This window comes from Catonella sp. (assembly GCF_057250765.1).
Window position 1 is genome coordinate 58,501 of the sequence record NZ_DBHIEC010000002.1, and the last position, 21,296, is coordinate 79,796.

The 21,296-nt window shown below is 41.6% G+C and carries 14 protein-coding genes; all 14 read right to left on the reverse strand.

Translation table 11 applies throughout. The features are described from left to right. Positions 1 to 548 precede the first annotated feature (548 nt). Positions 549 to 1,772, reverse strand: a complete 1,224-nt coding sequence (gene pepT / locus ACO6HM_RS01485) for a peptidase T (protein WP_485389429.1) — start codon at positions 1,770 to 1,772, stop codon at positions 549 to 551. 151 nt (positions 1,773 to 1,923) lie between these two features. Next, positions 1,924 to 4,161: a DNA gyrase/topoisomerase IV subunit A gene (locus ACO6HM_RS01490; protein WP_485389430.1), complete on the reverse strand. Its 2,238-nt coding sequence runs from the start codon at positions 4,159 to 4,161 to the stop codon at positions 1,924 to 1,926. A gap of 25 nt (positions 4,162 to 4,186) precedes the next feature. After that, entirely contained in the window at positions 4,187 to 6,226 is a 2,040-nt protein-coding gene (locus ACO6HM_RS01495; protein ID WP_485389431.1) for a DNA gyrase/topoisomerase IV subunit B, read from the reverse strand. A 5-nt stretch (positions 6,227 to 6,231) separates the two neighbouring features. Then, complete coding sequence (gene crcB, locus ACO6HM_RS01500; RefSeq protein WP_485389432.1) at positions 6,232 to 6,591, reverse strand: fluoride efflux transporter CrcB; 360 nt, start codon at positions 6,589 to 6,591, stop codon at positions 6,232 to 6,234. 312 nt (positions 6,592 to 6,903) lie between these two features. Continuing rightward, positions 6,904 to 8,220: a chloride channel protein gene (locus ACO6HM_RS01505; protein WP_485389433.1), complete on the reverse strand. Its 1,317-nt coding sequence runs from the start codon at positions 8,218 to 8,220 to the stop codon at positions 6,904 to 6,906. A 53-nt stretch (positions 8,221 to 8,273) separates the two neighbouring features. Then, complete coding sequence (locus ACO6HM_RS01510) at positions 8,274 to 10,106, reverse strand: hypothetical protein (protein ID WP_485389434.1); 1,833 nt, start codon at positions 10,104 to 10,106, stop codon at positions 8,274 to 8,276. A 93-nt stretch (positions 10,107 to 10,199) separates the two neighbouring features. Then, positions 10,200 to 11,078: an Hsp33 family molecular chaperone HslO gene (hslO, locus tag ACO6HM_RS01515; protein ID WP_485389435.1), complete on the reverse strand. Its 879-nt coding sequence runs from the start codon at positions 11,076 to 11,078 to the stop codon at positions 10,200 to 10,202. 4 nt (positions 11,079 to 11,082) lie between these two features. Continuing rightward, positions 11,083 to 11,862 carry a methyltransferase domain-containing protein gene (locus ACO6HM_RS01520; protein ID WP_485389436.1) on the reverse strand — a complete coding sequence of 260 codons (780 nt, stop codon included), beginning with the start codon at positions 11,860 to 11,862 and terminating at the stop codon, positions 11,083 to 11,085. Positions 11,863 to 11,909: 47 nt separating this feature from the next. Beyond that, complete coding sequence (addA, locus tag ACO6HM_RS01525) at positions 11,910 to 15,470, reverse strand: helicase-exonuclease AddAB subunit AddA (RefSeq protein WP_485389437.1); 3,561 nt, start codon at positions 15,468 to 15,470, stop codon at positions 11,910 to 11,912. After that, positions 15,451 to 18,849: a PD-(D/E)XK nuclease family protein gene (locus ACO6HM_RS01530; protein ID WP_485389438.1), complete on the reverse strand. Its 3,399-nt coding sequence runs from the start codon at positions 18,847 to 18,849 to the stop codon at positions 15,451 to 15,453. The genes addA and ACO6HM_RS01530 overlap by 20 nt, the downstream gene beginning before the upstream one ends. A gap of 84 nt (positions 18,850 to 18,933) precedes the next feature. Further along, a complete protein-coding gene (locus ACO6HM_RS01535; RefSeq protein WP_485389439.1) occupies positions 18,934 to 19,182 on the reverse strand; it encodes an HPr family phosphocarrier protein in 249 nt (82 codons plus the stop codon). A gap of 103 nt (positions 19,183 to 19,285) precedes the next feature. Further along, positions 19,286 to 19,489, reverse strand: a complete 204-nt coding sequence (locus tag ACO6HM_RS01540; RefSeq protein ID WP_485389440.1) for a divergent PAP2 family protein — start codon at positions 19,487 to 19,489, stop codon at positions 19,286 to 19,288. A gap of 15 nt (positions 19,490 to 19,504) precedes the next feature. Next, positions 19,505 to 20,848: a replicative DNA helicase gene (gene dnaB / locus ACO6HM_RS01545; protein ID WP_485389441.1), complete on the reverse strand. Its 1,344-nt coding sequence runs from the start codon at positions 20,846 to 20,848 to the stop codon at positions 19,505 to 19,507. Between the two features lies 1 nt (position 20,849). Then, positions 20,850 to 21,296, reverse strand: coding sequence for a 50S ribosomal protein L9 (gene rplI / locus ACO6HM_RS01550; RefSeq protein WP_485389442.1), 447 nt, complete (start codon positions 21,294 to 21,296; stop codon positions 20,850 to 20,852).

Here is a 21,296-nt window from a genome sequence, read left to right on the forward strand (position 1 = left end):
ATTGGATGCCTCTCCAAGGCTTATCTTTTCGTAAATAGGTTCCTGTACTTGAACATCTTTATCGATATCTTTAAGTCCTGTTTCAAGTACCTTTGTACTATCTTTTACACTGTTTATCTGCATAGACACCTCGTCATAATGTTAGCCTATATTAACCGCAACACCTGTGATATGCCACTTTGACGGCAGCTCCCGCCACTGCATATCTTAGTTGTTCCACAATACTTATAACATTTATGTCGGCAAATCTATGTATTTTATTAAGCCTGATAATAAAGGTGAATATAAAATTACCTCCTAAAAAGAAAAAAGATAGCAACACAAGGCATCTACATACGTAAAATGCGTGTATCGTTATCTTTTTTCTATCGAGTACCCCAGAATGACATCCCCAAATGTCCAATTCTATTCCGCCACGAAGCCCGTTCGTCTTCCTACTCTCTCCTGTCGACAGTATTATTCTAGCACCATTTGTGCATAATGTCAATAAAATATATTTAATTGAAATAATAAATTTATATTTTGCACAATTGTTATTTGGATGAATATTACTCGGCGTATATTAGCACAAGTTTCTTTAATAGTTCCACTATCTTAAACATAGCATCAACAGAAACATACTCATACTTGCCATGGTAGTTCATACCACCTGTACAGATATTTGGACAAGGAAGTCCCATGTATGAAAGCAAGGCTCCGTCAGTACCACCTCTGATTGGCTCTACTCTAGGCTCGATTCCAAGCTCTATCATAGCCTTCTTAGCATTTTCTACAAGATGCATATTAGGCTCGACCATTTCTTTCATGTTGTGGTAAGAATCTGTGATTGTAACATCTGCTGTGCTCTCACCGTATTTTGCATTGATGAATTCTCCCACCTTTGCAAATAACACTTTTTTAGCCTCAAACTTATCTGCATCATGGTCACGGATAATATAATTTAACTTAGTTTTCTCAGTATTTCCTTCAATTTCAGTAATATGGAAAAATCCCTCATAGCCCTCTGTGCAGTAAGGATCTTCATATATAGGAAGCATAGCCTGAAATTCCATTGCTATTCTGATGGCATCCTTCATCTTCCACTTAGCAGAACCCGGATGTATGGATACTCCGTTTATAACCACCCTTCCGCTTGCTGCGTTGAAGTTCTCGTATTCAAGTTCTCCAAGCCTTCCGCCGTCTACCGTATAGGCATAGTCAGCTCCGAATTTATCTACATCAAAGTACTTGGTTCCATTTCCTACCTCTTCATCAGGGGTGAAGCCTATTCTGATTTTTCCATGCTCTATTTCAGGATGCTCCTTAAAATAAGCCACCATACTGATAATCTCAGCTATTCCCGCCTTGTCATCTGCGCCAAGGAGTGTGGTTCCGTCTGTAACTATAAGTGTCTCACCCTTGAATTCAGGAAGAGCAGGAAAGTCGCTTACCTTCATAACCACACCAAGAGCCTCATTAAGCACTATATCCCCACCGTCATAGTTCTCTATTTCACGTGGTCTTACATTGGCACCTGAAATGGCATCAGAGGTATCCATATGCGCAATAAAGCCAAGCACAGGCAGATCTCTATCTGTAGTAGCCGGGAGAGTCGCAAATACATAGCCATGGTCTAGAAGCTCTACCTCGCTAAGTCCAAGCTCATTAAGCTCCTCCACCAAAAATTTTGCAAGTTCAAGCTGCTTGGCTGTACTTGGTACTTCCTCAACTCCATCCTGTGACTGTGTATCAAATGATACATACTTTAAGAATCTCTCTTTAACAGATTTCATGGCATTCTCCTTTGGTATATTTTAATATTTCTACACTAGTGACGCTCAGAACTATAAATGTCCAGACTCGCTCCGGCATCCGCTTCGCTCCGCCTAACGCGCTCGCTTAGGCATTTATAATTCTAAGCTGTATACTTTAGTATATAGCCGGCTACCTAATTTTATCTCCCTTAGCAGCCCTCTTCTTTAGCTTAAATTTAGCTGTCTTAATCAGGTCTCCATCAAATTCTACTTCTGTAGTCGCACTTACCTCCACAGCCACAGCTCTTACCTCATCATCAGCCGCAAGGCTTATACCCTTCACTCCCCTGCCGCTCTTCTTCATTTCAACTACTTCATCAAGAAGATAGGATAGGCCTATTTTCTTCTTTGTAAGCATGTAAACTCTCAGGTCATGAGAAAGTATCTCTGAAGCGCTAAGCACCCTTACACTAAGGAGCTCATCATCCTCTTCTAGCTTGGTAGCAAGCATTACAGTGCGGTTGGTATCAAATTCCACACCTGAAACCAGCTTTACAAATCCCTTCTTAGTAGCAAAGAAAACCATTGATTCATAAAGCACTGCAAATGAGGTGTAGAGAATAATCTCTTCCTTACCCACCTTCGAGATATTGTGTACCAGTGTTCCCTTATCCCTAAGCCTTACCTTTGGTATATCCTTTACTTTCACCTGATGCATATTGCCACTTGCAGTAAATATGCAGAGCCTGTCTGTATTTCTCATAAGTATCTTGGTCGGATACTCATTTAGAGCCTCTTCATTAGCCTTTGAAATGCCTGACACATCCACGCTCTTAGCATATCCGAAGCGGTCTATAAGCACATATACATCTTCTTCTTTTACTTCTTCAACATAGACCTGCTTTTCTTCATTCAAAAGCTCCGTCCTTCTAGGTCTGTCAAAGTTCTTAACATTTGCCTTCAAATCGGTCTTTATTACCTTATGAAGTTCGCTTTTATCTGATAATATCTTGTTATACTCATCTATATTGTTCTTCAGGTTTTCAGCCTCAGAAGTAAGCTTCAAGACCTCAAGCCCAATGAGCCTGCTAAGAGGCATAGCAAGGATGGCATCAGCCTGTGCCTCAGTAAAGTCAAAGCTCTTTGCCTCCCTCTTAGATGCCTCGGACTTAAATTTAATCTCAGCTATATTGCCGTTTACAAGGCAGTCCTTTGCCTGCTTTATAGACTCAGACCCCCTTAACACCTCTATAATAAGGTCGATTACATCTACCGCCTTGATGAGGCCGTCTACGACCTCGGCTCTAGCCCTTGCCTTTTCCAGTAAATGAGTATATTCCTTGGTATACAGCTCCTCTTCAAAGCTAAGGAACTCCTCTAATATCCCCTTAAGAGAGAATATCTTAGGCTGCTTATCCCTTACTGCAAGCATATTTACGGAATATGTATCTTCCAAAGGAGTCTTCTTGAAAATGCCGTTTAAGAGGTTTTCTACATTTCTTCCCTTCTTTACCTCAACTACTATACGGACATCTGATGAGGACTCATCCCTCACATCTGCAATTTCATCAAAGACCTTATCCTTCATAAGATTTACAAGGCTTTCCACAAGCCTTGACTTATTGCCTGTTGAGGTAAATGGAATCTCTGTGAATACTATATTTTTCTTGCCATTTTCTCCGTCTTCAATTACATACTTTCCTCTTACACGGAGTCTGCCCTCACCGTTTTCATATATTCCTGCTATTTCATCTGCATTTGAAATTATTCCTCCGGTTGGAAAGTCAGGTCCCGGTATGTACTTCATTAACTTTTCAGTACTAAGCTCCGGATTGTCAAGAAGGGCTATAGCTCCCTTTATTATCTCTCCCGGATTGTGAGGAGGTATATTGGTAGCCATACCTACAGCTATACCCGTAGTTCCATTGATTAGAAGAAACGGGAGCTTCGCAGGAAGGATAACAGGCTCTTTTTCTCTCTCGTCAAAGTTTGGTACAAAGTCAACAAGGTTTCTGTCAAGTCCTGTAAGCAGGTTCATAGCACCTTTTGAGAGCCTTGCCTCGGTATAACGCATAGCAGCCGCAGAGTCTCCGTCTATGGAGCCAAAGTTTCCATGTCCGTCCACCAAAGGCACTGACATAGACCATTCTTCAGCCATATGCACTAGGGCATCATAGATAGAAGAATCACCATGTGGGTGGTATTTACCCATGGTATCTCCGACTATACGGGCAGACTTTCTATGCTGCTTGTCAGGAGCAAGCCCAAGTTCATTCATAGCATAGAGAATTCTACGCTGAACAGGCTTAAGTCCGTCTCTTACATCAGGCAGAGCTCTTGATATAATTACACTTACAGAATAATCTCTGTAGGAATTCTTCATTTCCTCAGAAAAGTCCTGAATAATAATGTTTTCTTCTGTTACCATACTTTCCACTTCCTATAAATCAATATTACACATCCACCTTCGCATACCTGGCTTCATTCATTATGAACTCACGCCTTGGCGGTACCACACTGCTCATGAGCAGGCTTGTAACCTCGTCAGCCTCAACAGTATCACTTATATCTATTCTTGCAAGCGACCTGGTCTTTGGATTAAGGGTTGTCTCCCAGAGCTGACTCGCATCCATCTCACCAAGTCCTTTGTAACGCTGTATCTCAAGAATTTTGCGGTTTTTATTCTTCCTGAATTTCTCAAGTTCATAGTCATTGAATATATACTCTGACTTCTTCCTCTTCTTTCCTGACTTAGACCTCCCCTGCTTTTCCTCAGGCTTTTCTCCGACTCCAAGCTGGAAGATATCAAGCTGCCCTTCCTCAAACTTCTTCTCAGGCACACTGGTAACCTCAGCACCGCTCTCCTCATAGTCAACCTTGTATAGAGGTGGAAGTCCTCTGTATATCTTGCCTTCTTTTATAAGATCAGGCATAAATCTATAGAAAAATGTAAGCAGGAGGGTACTTATATGAGCTCCGTCCACATCCGCATCAGTTAGTATTATAATCTTGTCATAACGAAGCTTTGATATGTCAAAATCATCTCCGATGCCACAGCCAAATGTGGCTATCATTGACTTTATCTCGTTATTTACAAGTATTTTCTCAAGTGCCGCCTTCTCTACATTTAATATCTTGCCTCGAAGCGGAAGCACCGCCTGAGTTTTACGGTTTCTTGCAGTCTTTACCGTACCTCCTGCAGAGTCTCCCTCCACGAGATAAATCTCACATTCAGCCGCATTCTTTGATGAACAGGAAGCAAGCTTGCTCTTTACATCAAAGTCATTAAGGCTCTTAAGCACTGCATTTCTCGCCTTGTCACTTGCTGTTCTTGCACTGTAGGACTTCTGTGCAAGGTCAAGAATAGACTTAAGCACCTCTATGTTTTTATCAAAATATCTGACTATTTCCCTTGAAACTACCTCTTCAACTGCAGTCTTAGCATCAGTATTGCCAAGCTTGGTCTTGGTCTGTCCTTCAAACTGAGGGTCCGGATGCTTAATGGAAATAATTGCAACTATGCCGTTACGGATATCTTTTCCGTCAAAGTTATCATCCTTTCCCTTGAGGTAGCCAAGTTCCCTTGCATATTGATTCATAACTCTTGTAAGTGCAGTCTTAAAGCCAGTTACAAGAGTTCCACCATCTATTACATTGATACGGTTACAGTAGGCATTTATCTGCTCCGAAAAACCGTTAGTATATTGAAATGCCACTTCAACCTCTATGTCACCTGACTCACCCTCTACATATATAACCTCGTCATTTATAACTTCTGCCTCACGGTTGATGTATTTTACATAGCTTTTGATACCGTCTTTTTCCTCGTATGACTTCTCCTCACCTGTATTTTCGTCAACAAAGTTGATTTTGAGTCTCCTATTTAAAAAAGCTGTTTCTTTTAGCTTTTTCTTGATGATATCAGCCTTAAATTCAACAGTTTCAAATATAGAATCATCCGGATAAAAGGTTACACTGGTACCTGTGTCTGACTTCCTGCAGGTAGCTACAGGCATAAGCTCGCCCTTAACCAACTTTGTTACAGGATGTCCTCCATTTTCATACTCATCTATATAGACATTGCCATCTCTTCTGATTTCAACTACCATCTTGGTTGAAAGAGCATTCACAACAGAAGCACCTACTCCGTGAAGACCTCCCGATACCTTGTACGCTCCTCCCGAGAACTTGCCGCCTGCGTGAAGAATGGTATATACTACACGCTCAGTCGGTATTTTCTTGGTTGGGTGAATGTCTACAGGCACACCTCTTCCATAGTCCCTTATGGTTATGCCCCCGTCATTTCTAAGTGTAACATCAATCTGTGAGCAAAATCCCGCAAGATGCTCATCTATACCATTGTCAAGGATTTCCCATATAAGGTGGTGAAGGCCTCTTGACCCTGTACTTCCTATGTACATACCCGGGCGTTTCCTAACAGCCTCAAGCCCTTCCAGTACTACTATCTGACTTCCATCATAATTTCCATTCATAACTCTCATCCTATCTTAAGTCCAATATATACTCCCACAATACTGCAGGTTACAGACAATATTACATAACTTCCGGCAAGAAGCAGGTTTCCCTTTTCTATTAACCTAAATGTTTCGTGCGAAAATGTTGAAAATGTAGTGAGCCCTCCGCAAAATCCGGTCTTTAACAGCAGTAATTTCTCAGGCGGCATCCCTGTCCTGTCTGCATAAGATACAACTGCTCCTATAATGACTGCTCCGATGATATTGGTAAAAAGTGTATTTATCGGATAATTTATTTGCTTAACGGGAATTTCAGACAGCAGATATCTGAGCACTGAGCCAATAAAACCACCGATACCTACTGACAGGCATTTAATAAGCATTCTTCAGTCCTCCCTTGCTAAAGCACGACGTCGGTTGGAAGTCTAGTATAGCAGATTATAAGCCTATTTGCAAGAAGTTTCGAACATGAGTTCTTGCGTTGTGGGTAAAAATATTGTTTTGTGGTTTTTCAAATTAAATGCAACATGGTGTTGCACCTACTTTGACAGGTCCCCATATTGCATTTAACCTGAAAGATACGCTTTCAGGTTTGTTTGCTATCCCTTTTTTATTTCTACCTGTATTCTATCATATTTTTTATATTTGGTGTATATTACATACATTTATTTATCCTTATAAATACCTATCACTTCTCAACTCCTACCCAGCCCCTTCTCCAACTCTTCCTCATAAGCTCCAGCCTTCCTATTTATATATTTAGTCCTAAACTTAGAATAAATGATATTCTGCTCTGAGTATAGTCCAAAATATCCTGACATTATGTAGCTGATAGCTATGGCAAGCAGGAAGTAGATATTGCCTTCCTTAAAGCCGAAAAGTTCAGAAATGATGAGAAGTGAGGCTATAGGGCAGTTGGTTACTCCTACAAAGAGAGCCGCCATACCACAGGCTACAGAAAGAGAAATCGGAAGCCCCAAAACCCCTGCAAATACATTGCCGAAGGTAGCTCCTATATAAAGTGATGGCACTATCTCACCTCCCTTGTAGCCTGAGCCTATACAAAGCGCCGTTAGAAACATCTTCATCAAGAATGCATACCATAGCACCTCTCCCTCCACAGCTCTTTCTATGACAGGCATACCTGCGCCAAGGAAATCCCCTGTTCCAAGCAGTAGATTGATAATTACAAAAAGTGTGCCGCCCACAAACACCTGTACATAGCGGCTTTTGTGAAGCTTTGAAAATCCATTGCCAAAGCCTTTTAGCATAAGACAAAAAGCTATACTTAAAAGTCCGCAAAATATAGCTAAAATTGCTACCTTCCAGGTAATCTCCATATCAAGCCCCACATCGGCTACTCTTACAAGTTCTTCCTTGCCAAGCCCATATAAATGAGCCAGCCACCTTGCAGTCACCGAAGACACAAAGCAGGGAAACATAGCAGAATACTGGATGATACCTATACTCGCCACCTCCATTGGAAAAAATACAGCAGCTATAGGTGTACCAAATATAGCAGAAAAAGCCGCACTCATGCCACACATGATAATCATGCGTTTTTCCTCTTCACTTAATTTTAGCCATTTAATCTTGTTAAGCCCTGCTGCAGCAGCACTTCCAAGCTGTAAGGCAGCACCTTCCCTGCCCACTGAGCCACCAAAGGCATGTGTAATTAGTGTTGAGACAAAGATGAGTGGAGCCATAATTACGGGAAGCTCCGTCTTTGCCTGAATAGTACTGATAACAAGATTGGTTCCCTGAGACTTATATACCCCTGCAAAACGATATAAAAATACTATAATAAGGCCTGCAAATGGCAGCCCGTAGAGCATTTCAGGATGAGTCTTTAACAAATTGTTTGCCCTGATGTCAAGCGCTGAAAATGCCACACTGATGCCTCCTACAAAGAGGCCTACCAATGTGGCAAATATGCACCAACGAAGCAGATTAAAGATGTTCACCCTAATTTCTGTTACTATCTTCTTAAACTCCGTTATAAAATTCTTCATGAAAACTCCGGTACCTTATATTTTTATGCGGGTGTGGGTTGTATCATCATATATTACTGTGCCTTAACTACAAGAGCCCAGGTTTTTGAAGCAGGCGTCCCCTTAAGTACGGTAATTGTTTCAGCACTTACAGACGCTCCCTTAAGAGCTGTGGCAAATGGCATATAGTAAAGCTCTGCCATTCCTGTCTGCGCATTTTTACTGAAATAGAAGTATGAGCCGTTGTCTGAACTAAGGATGTTTGAACCAGGCATGATATATACCTTTCCTGCTCCGTTGTCGTTAAGCCCTAGAGTTGAAAGCACTTCCTCATATCTGGTTACTACTGTATTTGAAGCATTTTTAAGGGTGAAGTTAATGCGGTTTTCCTTGCCTGCAACTCCTTCTCCGCTTACCTCTAATGAGCCTACGCTCGCACCCTCACTAACCTTAGAATCCATAGCATTGTTAGCCATACCTCCTACGGCTACAGCTCTTATATTCACTGTACCTGTAGTAAGGACTGCTGCCTTAAGAGGATAGGTAAGAAAGGTCTCCCCGTCTACGGTTACAGGAGAAATGGTCTGAAGCTTTCCATCCGCTGTATCAAGCATAAGCCCTGTGTTGCCTGTGATAACAAGGGATATCTTGCTCTGTGGAATGCCTGCATTGTAAATGCTGTTACCCGCACTGTCCCTTGCCCTTACAAGCACAAAGTATGACTCAGGAATGGTATTGAGTGAACTTGTGCCTCCAAAGGAATTAATCACAGTTCCGGTTGGTAAAAATGTATTGTTGTCCATTACCTTCACATAACCCGTGAGTGTACGCTTGTATATACCCATAATCTGAAGGTCTTTAATATAGCTTGGGTTGCCGATTTTAATCTGAACTTCCTTGGTTATAGGAGTCACACCTCCATAGGTTATGTTCAGTCTTCCTACATAGCCAACTGTCTGGTTAGGTTCCAAGTCTATAAGGAATTTACCGTCTGCCACAAGGTTTACAGGCTTGTTGCCCTCCCATATAGCACTGGTTTTACCTGCAAATCTAACGTCTCTTGTAACATCGTTGCCATACTGGTCAAGAAGCTTATATCTCACCTCAGCCTTCATACCGCTGTCACTAAGGGTAGCAAGAGGTGCCTCCATATTTTCAACAACAATTTCCTTAACTGCCGCCTGAGTAGCGACAGGTGTCCTATCCTTTATGTCAACCCCTATTACATTACTCTTTACGCTTGGAGCCGCTCCTCTGCTGCTCTTTACAGCTGCCCTCACATATACCTTGGTAGCTGTATGACCTGCAACTAAAAAGCCTGATGAAGTTATAGTAGCAATGTCTGAAGATGCAGGTATGGTGCAGGCTTCATCTGCAAATAAGTCATAGAAAATGCCATAGGTCTGCTTTCTACCGGGACTGAGCTTTAACTCGTTACTACCTGCCTTTGCAACTGACTTAAACTGGATGATAGAGTCTGTAAGCATGGTGCCGTCAAACCTGCCTGTGCCTGCTATAGAAAGGCTGTCAACACCACTATTTACATTCACCTTACATTTAATTGTAATCTGCTTCTTATTCACTGTGTAGGTAAAGCTGATAACCGTAAGTCCGGGCTTCTTCGCAGTCACCACACCGTCTTTTGATACAGTTGCTGCATTTTTATTAGAAGACTTCCAGCTTCCTTTAACTCCTGAGGTTCTTCCTCCTATGCTGTAGTCAATATCAAGCTTTTTCTGCCCTATATAAACTTCCTTTGCCTTCTTAAGAGTCAGCATGGAATTCGGACTACTCTTGTCGTATAAAAATGCAATTGCTGCCTTTGCCTCTTCTCTCGGTGATAGCACTGAGAAGCTGCCAAAAGCCACTGTTCCTGCAAGAAACATAGCTAAAAATTTATTTTTCATGTAATTCTCCCTTCGCAAAACTTTTAACTTACCCCGGTTAGGGTTTTATCACTTTAACATCAATATATGTCTGAACTGTGTTAGATTTATTACCTATTTTCCACACTTTAATAAATTTCCTATTTCTTCAGTGGAAAACTCGTATTTTTTGCCACAGAACTCACAACATACCTCCACCGGCTTATCCTCTTCATAAAGCGAGGTCAATTCTTTCTCCCCAATGCTTATAAGCACCTGTTCCACTCTTTCCTTGTTGCAGTCGCAGTAAAATGAGGTCTCTGTCTTGTCTGTGATTTCAACATTTAAATCCTGAAGTATGAAAGTCAGAATCTCCTCAGGAGTCATATCCTCATCAAGCATACCTGTAACTGAAGTTACCATAGGTATCCTCTTTTCAATGGCATCTATGGTCTCATTGCTTGCCCCCGGCATTAGCTGAATAATGAAGCCTCCTGCTCTCTTTACGCTGTAATCTCTATCTACAAGGACTCCGAGAGCCACCACGCTTGGCACCTGTTCACTGGATGCAAAGTAATAGGTCAAATCCTCTGCTATCTCACCTGTGATGAGGTTGGTTCTTCCCACATAAGGCTCCCTAAGTCCCATATCTCTGATGACAGTCAGCTCTCCACTACCAACTGCAGCCCCTACATCAAGCTTTCCTTCCGACTTAAGAGGAAGCTCTACGTCAGGGTTATAGACATAGCCCTTCACCCTTGCCTTAGAATCTGCTGTAACTACAAGACCTCCTATAGGTCCGTCTCCCTTAATCTGAAGAGTAAGCCTGTCATTTTCTCCCTTCATCATAAGCCCCATCATAGAACCTGCCGAAAGAAGCCTTCCAAGTGCTGCTGTTGCCACAGGCATACTGTCGTGGTGCAGCCTTGCTTCTTCTACGAGATTTTTGGTTGTGCAGGCAAAGGCTCTTACCTCTCCTCCTGCCGCAACTGCTCTTACTACATAATCTTTCATATATTTACCTGTATGTTTTTCCTTTCTGATATTTTTCCTTAGCTATAAAGTAAAGACGCTCGCTCTCCTCCTTAGGTGCTTCCCTTGTAAATGCGTCATAGACAGCCACAAACTGAAGCCCTCCCTCAGTAAGAGCCTCCTTTATCTCCTCTATAGTATAACCCTTTTGGTAGTGAATTTCATCAAATCTTAAAAATCTTCCCTTTTCGTCCTCGCTATCTTCCAGATAAATGGTGAGGTCGTACTCATTTATCCTTTCCTCACTATCATAATAATTATCCCAGATAAAGCTCATATTTTCCCTGTTTTCAGCTATTACATTATCTCCTAGGAGGGTTTCGTATTTATATATGGTATTTAAGTCAAATATAAATACTCCGTCCTTATCAAGATAAGTATTAACCAGCTTAAATACCTTCACAAGGTCTGACTTTTCTAAGATATAATTAAGCCCGTCACAGATACAGACCACTGCACCCACCGTACCGTAAAGTTCAAATTCTCTCATATCCTGACAGAGATAGAGGATATCTCCCTCCCCTTTAGTCTCCTTCTCTGCAGCTACCTGCAACATACCCACGGAATTGTCTATACCTATCATATCATATCCTGCTGCCTTTAGTCTAGCTGTGACATTGCCGGTGCCACAGCCAAGTTCAGCCACCAGACCTCCCTTAACACCGTTTTCTTTAAGCAGGCCTATGAGATACTCAGCCCATTCATCATAGGGTACATTGTCCATAAATTTATCATATACTTCTGCAAATCCCAAATAAGCCTCCACAATTTCTCCTTCCTGCATCTAACTTAAGATACCTTAAAACAGGCTGATTAAGCCTCTAAGTTTATTTCTTTTCCAAGTGAAAATGAATAGATAATCCTCTCCTTAGGCTCTTTTCCCGTGATTCTCTTTAAGGCAAGGGCATAGTTATCAAGCTGAACCTTATATCTCTTTATAAGCTCATCAGGACCTTTATCTCCATATACCCTGTCAGTCTTGTAGTCCATTAAGATTACATCATCGCCCTCCATAAACCAGGCATCTATAATACCCTGTACAAGAACCATTTCCTTTACTTCGCCGTTACCTGCATCCATCCCCATAACAAAAGGGGACTCCCTGTATAGCTTATCTTTAAGAAATGCCTTACTCATCCTCTCATACAGCCTGCTCTTAAAGAAATTCATAAAGTGTTTTATGACAATGCTTTTCATTTCCTCTTTTGTTATTTTTTTGTCAATGACAAGACTCTCCAGATAATCCTTAAACGAAGCCTCATCATAAGACCTTCCAAAGTCAAGCCTGCTAAAGATGCTGTGGTAGAGAGTTCCCCTTGCGGCTCCTTCCACCTTCTCAGCCTCTCCCCTCATAAATTCAGGTATGTAAGCCTCAAAATCAGTCTTTATCTCACCCTCAAAAGGAGTTTCTCCTCCTTCTTCCTCTTCTAAATGCAGTCTTTTAAGCTCAGATACCGTCATCTTACTCTTTAGCACCACAGCCTCATTATAAGGATAGATATATTCCCTTTCCCTGGTAATTAACCTGCTTAATTCCTCATAGTTCTCAGTCTCAGGGAGGTTTTCGATGAGATTTGAAATGTCATTTTTAACCACTTCTTTTTCTGCCATTTCATCAAGGCTTTTATCCACAAGCTCTCCCGCACCCTTAATGGTTAGCTTAAGCCTGCCCTTTTCTTTCTCCTTTATGAGTGCAGGCATGGCAAAGTCTAGGAGTGAATTGGTTTTTGACAACGAGAGATAATTTTGCTCATCATTTTCCCAGATTCCAAGCCTCTCCTCCACCTTGTCACAACCTGCAGTAAGTATCAGCTTATCCTCTGCCCTAGTCATAGCTACATAGAGAAGCCTTATCTCTTCTGCAACATTTTCAAGCCTGAGCTTTCTGGCCACCATCTTCTTTATTATAGTGGACTTCTTCTCCCTTGTCTCTATATTAAAATCATCTATACCTATTCCAAGCTCCGGGTGGATAACCATAGCCGCCCTTGAATCCTGATTGTTCATGCTCTTTGACATACCACTTACAAAGACAACGGGATATTGAAGCCCCTTACTCTTGTGAATGGAGAGTATCCTCACTGCATCCATTCCTCCCACCCCCGCTTCACCAAAGTCTACCTCGTATTTTCTAAGCCTGTCTATATATCTTACAAAATGCCCGGTTCCGTGTAAAGAGGTAGCTTCAAATGCCTTAGCCTTGGATACAAGCATATCAAGGTTTGCCGCCCTTGTTTCGCCCGATGGCATGGCACTTACATAGCTGTAGAAATTGCTTTCTGTGAATAGTTCCTTTATTAACTCATGAACAGGGGTGAACACCAGTTTAGACCTTTTTTCATTCAGCCAGTCTATGAACTTCTTGCACTTATCATCTTCCGAAAGATTAATCACCTCCCAGAGGTCAGCCTTCTCTTTTTCGAGTTCATTGGCATTTATACGGAGTTTTGCAAGTTCTTCTTCGCTAAAGCCACCTATAGGAGAGAGAAGAACCGTTCCAAGCGGGATGTCCTGATGCGGATTGTCAAGAATCTTAAGAAGGGATAGCATCACCCGTACCTCCCAAGCCGAGAAGTAGCCTGTACTTGACTCACATACGGCAGGAACACCCTCTGAGATAAGCACCCTTCTAAAGCTCTCAGCCCACTCCACATTGGTTCTAAGAAGTATGGCTATATCGCTGAATTTAAGAGGCTTGCCCTCATCCTTTTTCTCAGTAATAAGAGCCTTTATCCGCCTCGCTACAAGATGAGCCTCAAGCTCTATGTCACTTAGCTTTAAGAGTTCTTTTGGGATTTCACTGTCCTTATCGTAAAGCAGGACTTCTGTGATGTTTAGAGCATCCTCCTCCTTATCCACTCTTCCCTTAACAAGCCTTGCAGCCTCATCATAGACTATGCCTCCAAGCTCCTCTATCATCGTCTTTTCAAATACAGCATTTACAGAGCCTATGACTTCGCCACCACTTCTAAAGTTGTTGTGAAGGTCTATTCTTCTTTCATTTCCACTCTCGGAATATCTGTTATATTTCTCTATAAAGAGCTCTGGTTTAGCCTGCCGGAATTTATATATGCTCTGCTTCACATCCCCAACCATGAAAATATTTGACTTTTCGCCATCTTCCCTTGCTATGGAGGTTAAGATGCTTTCCTGAAGGAGGTTGGAATCCTGGTATTCATCTATCATTATCTCTGCAAACTGCTCACTATATACCTTTGCAGCCTCCGTAGGCTTACCTTCACAATCAGTAAGTACCTTGAGGGCAAAATGAGCCCAGTCGGAGATATCCACCACATTTCTTTTTTTCTTTTCAGCAGCATAAGCCGCATCAAAAGCCCTTGTGAGCCTGATAAGTTCTCTTATAACCCTTGCTGTAACAATCCTTGATTTTTCTATGTCTTCCACACTCTCAGAAAGGAAGTCCTCTCTTAGCTTGTTGAAGCTTTCTTTGTAAGCATCTCTGATGTTCTTTGCCATCTCCTTCTTGCCCTCATCCACATCAGTGGCCTTTTTTGAAGAAAGCCTTCCAAAGCCTGTCTCTCCCGCAAGCTGTATGAGCTTACTAAAGCTATCAGCCTGTAAGAGAGAGCTAAACAGGGCAACATCAGCACTTCCTGCCTCCTCGTACTGAGACGGTCCGTATGGAGAGAGTGAAAGGCTTACAAATGTCTCCGCCTCTCTTCTTAGCTCTATAAGCATTTCCATACAGAATTCAATCAAAATACTCTCAAACTCAGAACCTGTAAAGTCCCCTGCTTTGTTTGTTAATTCTTTATCAAACCAGCTATCCTTGTCTGGCAGACTTTCTGAGAATCTATACAACTGAAGAATCAGCTCTTCAATCACCTTATCAGACTTGCCTCTGGCAAAGTATTCCACAAAGTTGATGAAGTCATCGTCCTTTCTCTCATACTCATCTTCAAGCAGGTCTTCAATCACCTTTTTTCTGATAATCACACCCTCAGTATCATCCATTGTTCTAACTGCGGGGTCTATCTCAGCCTCCTTAAAATTCTCCATAACAACCTTCTTACAAAAGCTGTCAATAGTGCTCATATTAGCCTCAGAAAGCAGAGCTGACTGCTTCATAAGCCTTCTTGCAAGTTGTGAGTCCGGATTGTTATTTACCTCTGCTTCAAGTTTCTCTGCTATAGCAGAGCCTATCCTCTCCTTCATTTCCCTTGCGGCATCCCTTGTAAATGTAACAACCAAAAGCTCGTCTATATTGATAGGAGAGGTCTCATCGAGGATTCTTCCCATTATTCTCTCTATGAGTACTGCAGTCTTGCCTGAGCCTGCTGCCGCGGAAACCAAAAGATTCCCTCCTCTATGCCCTATGACTGCGAGCTGTTCATCAGTCCATTTTCTTTCCATTCTCACCCTCCAGCTTAGCCCTAAGCTCATCAAAAAAGCACTTCTTATCTATCTTTTTCAGTCTGTTATAGTTATATCCCGGCATTTTTAAGTCAAAACCACAGAGCCCTCTATATTCACAATAGTCACAGCCTTTTTCACTTCCCAGACTATAAGGCTTTGGATATATTTCACCCCTTAGTATCCTCTTCTTTGACTTTTCTATCTCAAGCTCTGAGTTGTCTATGAGTTCATTCATTTCACCACTTACATAGAGTCTCGTAGTGCTGCTTGGCTCTCCGTCTTTTTTAGTCTTTAGCTTAATTACATCCGAGTCGGTCTGTGGGATTAGCCCCTTGCCATCTGCCATAGCCTCATCTATCAGCCTTATGTTGTGACTTCCTGAGAGGGTGATGCCATCAAATCTAAGTTCTTTTAGAATGGCTTCTTCTCCTCCTCCAAAGTCAACAACAGGATCATCTATATGAAAATAATATGCTCCCGATGGAATGATGAGATTGTCTTTTCTTTTCTTTCCGAACTCTTTTCTTATGTAGTTAAGGTAGGTAAACAACTGCAAATCAAGCCCATAATAGGCTCTATCAAGGTCAAGGCTTTTACTGCCTGACTTATAATCAATTACCCTTACATACTCACATTTCTTAAATCCTTTAATTTCCTTACTATCCGCAAGCAGGCTGCCGTCAGGAAGGTAGTCTGAAAGTACGGTATCTATCCTGTCTATCCTGCCCTTAAAGCCTCCTGTCACAAACTCCTCCTCAAAGGCCACAGGAGTAAATGAGCCTTTTTTAATCTGGGTAAGCACAGTTTTTACGGCTCTGTCAGCTATTCTTCTTAGCCTTTCAAGCTGGTAGCTGTTTCGGGAGGAAGACTTAAAGATATCATCTCCATAGTCAAAGGTCTCAGCAAGGCTTTCTGCCTGAATAGCTGTCCTTTTCTCCTCTGAGAGAAGTGCAAAGCTCTCTCCGCTTTCAACCACCTTCTTTGCAAATCTTTCCAGTACCTCGTGGAGAATATTTCCTATATCCATAGGCTGGATTTCATATTCAGCTCTCTCCCTAAGCTTTAGGCCATGCTTTATAAAATGAGCATAGGCACAGGAAGAAAAGAGCTCAAGCCTTGTAACGCTGCCCTTTAGCTTCCCATAAAGATTCGCTGCAATATACTCCTCAAGGCTGTTTCCATGTGCCTTTGAAGCTGTTCCGCTTATTATTTTGCTGTATCTGTCATCATAATGAGTCTGATAATATTTTATCAGATTTATAATGGTTTCATCATTTAAGTCCCTCTTTTTAACAGCCGAAAGTATAAGTCCCAGTCCACCATCTTTCCTGATTTCATCAAGTAAAGATGAAGCTTTAGGCTCTTCCTTAAGGCTCTCCCTACTAAAGACTGCCTTAAGCCTCGTTACAAAGACTGATGGCTTAAGGGGCTTTCCCTCCATGTCCGAAACACTGTAGGATACATAGAGTCTCTCTGTCGGTTTGGAAAAGAGCATATAGATGTAAAACTGCTCCCTAAAGGCTCTTTCTTTTGCCGTAGGAGCAAGCTCAATATCCAGGCTACTAAGTTTCTCCTTTTCAGCATCTGTTATTATTCCCCTGGTACTTCCTGACTTTGGAACCTTTCCCTCATTAAAGCCAAGGCAGAAAAGCACCTTGATGTCCTTAAGTCTGGTACGCTCCACGTCTCCAATTACTATCTGGTCAAGCCCAGGCGGGATAAAGCCTGCTTTTCCCTCTGCAAATCCTGATTCAAGTATTGACCTAAACTCTTCTATGCTAAGTTTTTCATCTCCGAGAAGTTCATAGAGCTTATCAAAGACAGACATTACTATCTTGTAGCAGGCCGCATATTCTTTAGCCGCTATCATCCTTCCTTCACTTTCAAAGCCCGCACTTAGCTTCATAAGCCTTTCTTCACAGCCGGCCTCCACCACAAAGTTATAAAGCGCTGTGATATAGTCTGCCGCTAAAGATGTCTTAGCTTTTAAAACCTCATATAAAGGGGTAAACTTCTTTACAAGATTATCCCTTATACTCTCAGCACTATTTTCTTCATCCGTAGGCTCTACACTTAAAAAGCTTTTCTGATACCTCTTAAGCCCCTTTATTCCCCTTCTTAGTATATAGTTTTCAAATATGTCTACATCCTTAATATCCACATCTGCAAATCCGCTTCTAAGATATCTCATAACTGCATCGTAAGTGAAGTTTTCCTCTATAACCAAAATCGATGCCTTTATATATTCCACAAAAGGATTGTCTGATATAGTTTTCTTGCTATCGAGGAAGTATGGAATACCCTTAGCAGAAAGTGTGTCTGCAACCACTTCCCCGTATTCTTCCATATCTCCAGTGGCTATGGCTATCTCCCTGTAGCGAAGCCCCTCATCCCTTACAAGAGATAAAATAAGCGGTATGAGGCTCTCTGCCTCTTCCTTTGGATTCTTATAGACAGATACAGATACCGCCCCTTTTTCCTGTTTAATCTCCTTTATAGGATATCTAAATATCTGTTTTTCAAGGAGGCTTAGCACCACTGTCTTACCTTCATAATCAGCAATTATAGGCTTAGCTATATTTACTTTTCTGTCTTTTGCAAGCTTATTTACCCTATTTATGGTATCCTTACTTAGGTGAAATAGACTGAATTTCTCATCGTTTTCACTGTAGTATTCTTTCTCTGAAATAGTAAGTGTAATGAGTATATGCTCTGCCTTTAAGAGGAGCAAATCCATGACTTTAAGCTGTACAGGGGTAAATCCCGTAAACCCATCAAAGCAGATAACCGCACCATCAAGGAGCTTTGACTTTCCTACCTCCCCGGCAAGCACATCTAGAATCTGCTCAGCTGATATATATTTTTCTTTTTTATAGTTATTAAATGCACTGTAGATTAGCCCCATGTCGTGAAGCTTGGCGGCAAGCACAGGGGAGGTGGTTTTCTCTTCAATCTCTGCGAGGCTTTGGGGCGTGATCCCATACTGCATAAGCTCACTGATAAGGGATTTGATATCTTCGGTAAATCCCTGTCTGCCCACCATATTTTTGTAGAACTTAAGCTCCTTCTTTAGCCCGCCAAGCAGCTTTCTGATTATCATATTTTTGCCGGTGTCTTCAAGTACAAGCCTTTCCCTTATACTAAGTTCCTCGAATACTCTGTAGGCAAGGCGCATAAAGGAAAGTACGTCTATGTTCATAATAGCACCATTGCTGCTTAGACGCACCAAATCCCTCTGTGTCTGCAAAGTAAACTGCTCAGGCACTATTACAAAGTAATTCTTATCCGGATTTTTTTCTGCCTCTATAACTATCTTCTTAAAGCAAAGTTCAGACTTCCCACAGCCGGTTCCTCCAATGACATATTGAACTGCCATACACCCTCCACCTTAGTTAAAAAAATGCCTGCTATAAGCAGGCATAATTTTCCTATATTTGCAAAAATTTCAATTAGATATTGATTAGCTCCAAAAGCCAGCGAGACAAGTGATGGCATCATCCTCATCCTCACCGTCAATCTCAATGACTAGCTCTTTACTCTTAATAGCTACTAGAGACATAACACCCATTATGCTCTTAAGATTGATTCTCTTTTCATCTGCAATAGCATAGCTACTGCTTTCAAACTTACAGGCTGTCTGAACGAGCTCTGCAACTGCATCAGGCAACATAGAAAAATCATTTGAAATAGTTAGTTCTTTTGTACGCATTTTACTCTCCTCACAAATCCTTATACACTATACCACTAAATCCAAAAATCATTTAATTAAAAACAATTTTTGTTAATTTGATTTTAACATAAATTATCTGAAATTACAAACAAAAATATATTAAAGTTACAGTAATGCCTAAACAAAATCCTACAAGCATCTGAATATGTGTATGTCCTACGAAATCTTTCAGTTTTTCCTCAGGATTTATGTTGTTTTCACCTAAATCTTTATATATTTTAATCAATTCATTTATTACTTTTGTCTGCTCGTCTGTTTCAAGCGTTAGCCTGCTCGCATCAAGCATTACCCTGTCAACCTGTCAGTATTTTTCTCTTTCAATGTTAACAAATTTCGTAAGCTCGCTCTTCCAGCCAAGCTTAACAGTTCCTATAGGACCATTTCTCTGCTTACCGATGATAATCTCGGTTACTCCCGGAGTCTCTGTATCTTTGTTGTAGTATTCATCTCTGTATATGAACATAACTACGTCAGCATCCTGCTCTATGGCTCCGGATTCACGAAGGTCAGAAAGCATAGGCCTCTTGTCGTCTCTGCTCTCAACCTTTCTTGAAAGCTGGGAAAGTGCTATAATCGGAGCATTTATCTCCCTTGCAAGAGCCTTTAAGGAACGGGATATCTCGGATATCTCCTGCTGCCTTGACTCAGAATGCTTACTACCTGCCGTCATAAGCTGAATATAGTCAATCATTACAAGACCGAGGTTCTTCTCAAGCTTTAGCTTTCTGCATTTACTTCTAAGCTCAGTTACTGATATACCCGGAGTATCGTCAATAACGAGATTTGTCCCTCCTATTATTCTTGCACTGTCTACAATGTCTCCCCACTCCTGGTCGGAAAGGTCACCGGTTCTTAGCTTTTGGGAATCCACCCTTGAATTCATAGCAAGAATACGCTTGGCAAGCTGCTCCTTTGACATTTCGAGAGAAAATATGGCTGTAGTCACATTTTTCTTAACAGTCACATATTCAGCTATATTGAGGGCAAAAGCCGTCTTACCCATAGACGGTCTTGCCGCTATCAGAATCAGGTCTGAGTTCTGAAGTCCCGCCATCTTGTAATCCAGGTCGTGGAAGCCTGTAGGTATACCTGTAACTGTGCCTCCACTTTTTGAGGCAGCGGCTATGCTCTCAACAACCGAGATAATAACCTGCTTAATATCAGTAGAATCAGATACATGGCGCTTTTGAAGTAAATCAAACACCTTCTTCTCTGTAAGCTGTAAAACATCCTCCAAGGTAGACTCTCCTGCATAACAGTTAAGAGAAATCTCCTCAGTCACCTTGATAAGCTTTCTAAGCAAAGAATTCTTATATACTATTTCTGCATAATGAGCCACATTTACAGAGGTAGGAACAGCCAGCAAAAGCTCTCTTAATACATCTATCTCTATGGCTCCTAGCGGATGTTCCATTTCCCTTATTTTATTCTCTATGGTGACTATATCTATAGGCTTTCCTTCTTTTTCAAGGGCGGTGATTGCAGAAAATATAAGACCATATCTTTTATCAAAAAAATCATCCGCTTCAAGCATTTCAGAAACGGTAATCACAGTCTCCGGGTCCAAAAGCATGGAACCTATTACCGACTGCTCTGCTGATTTGCTATGAGGCGGGGTTTTCTTAATCAGCTCCTCTTCTGCCATCTTATACCTCTTCTTTTACCTCTACTGTAAGCTCTCCAACTACCTTAGGGTGGAGTTTTACCTGTATTTTGTAATTTCCCGCCGCCTTTATAGCATCGCTTATTATCTTCTTCTTGTCTATCTCAATACCAAGCTGCTTCTTGGTCTCATCCGCAATTTCCTTGGTAGATATCTGTCCAAACACCTTGCCTTCCTTACCTACTCTAATAGAGAGGTTAACCACCTTTCCCTTAAGCGCAGCTGCTACGCTTTCAGCCTCAGCAAGGATTTCGGCCTGTTTCTTCTCCTCATTTAACTTCTGCTGTCTGAGGTCATTTAAGTTCTTGGGACTTGCCTCTACGCCTAGCTTCTTAGGTATGATAAAGTTTCTTGCATAGCCGTCATTTGCCTCTACAAGGTCTCCCTTCTTACCGAGGTTTTTCACATCCTGTAACAAAATAATCTTCAT

Excerpts from the sequence above, each read along its gene's own strand:
- ACO6HM_RS01530 (WP_485389438.1), bottom strand. The coding sequence starts at position 18,849 with ATGGCAGTTCAATATGTCATTGGAGGAACCGGCTGTGGGAAGTCTGAA.
- rplI (WP_485389442.1), bottom strand. The coding sequence starts at position 21,296 with ATGAAGATTATTTTGTTACAGGATGTGAAAAACCTCGGTAAGAAGGGA.
- ACO6HM_RS01505 (WP_485389433.1), bottom strand. The coding sequence starts at position 8,220 with ATGAAGAATTTTATAACGGAGTTTAAGAAGATAGTAACAGAAATTAGG.
- ACO6HM_RS01540 (WP_485389440.1), bottom strand. The coding sequence starts at position 19,489 with ATGCTTGATGCGAGCAGGCTAACGCTTGAAACAGACGAGCAGACAAAA.
- hslO (WP_485389435.1), bottom strand. The coding sequence starts at position 11,078 with ATGAAAGATTATGTAGTAAGAGCAGTTGCGGCAGGAGGAGAGGTAAGA.
- ACO6HM_RS01510 (WP_485389434.1), bottom strand. The coding sequence starts at position 10,106 with ATGAAAAATAAATTTTTAGCTATGTTTCTTGCAGGAACAGTGGCTTTT.
- addA (WP_485389437.1), bottom strand. The coding sequence starts at position 15,470 with ATGGAAAGAAAATGGACTGATGAACAGCTCGCAGTCATAGGGCATAGA.
- ACO6HM_RS01535 (WP_485389439.1), bottom strand. The coding sequence starts at position 19,182 with ATGCGTACAAAAGAACTAACTATTTCAAATGATTTTTCTATGTTGCCT.
- pepT (WP_485389429.1), bottom strand. The coding sequence starts at position 1,772 with ATGAAATCTGTTAAAGAGAGATTCTTAAAGTATGTATCATTTGATACA.
- ACO6HM_RS01490 (WP_485389430.1), bottom strand. The coding sequence starts at position 4,161 with ATGGTAACAGAAGAAAACATTATTATTCAGGACTTTTCTGAGGAAATG.
- dnaB (WP_485389441.1), bottom strand. The coding sequence starts at position 20,848 with ATGGCAGAAGAGGAGCTGATTAAGAAAACCCCGCCTCATAGCAAATCA.
- crcB (WP_485389432.1), bottom strand. The coding sequence starts at position 6,591 with ATGCTTATTAAATGCCTGTCAGTAGGTATCGGTGGTTTTATTGGCTCA.
- ACO6HM_RS01495 (WP_485389431.1), bottom strand. The coding sequence starts at position 6,226 with ATGAATGGAAATTATGATGGAAGTCAGATAGTAGTACTGGAAGGGCTT.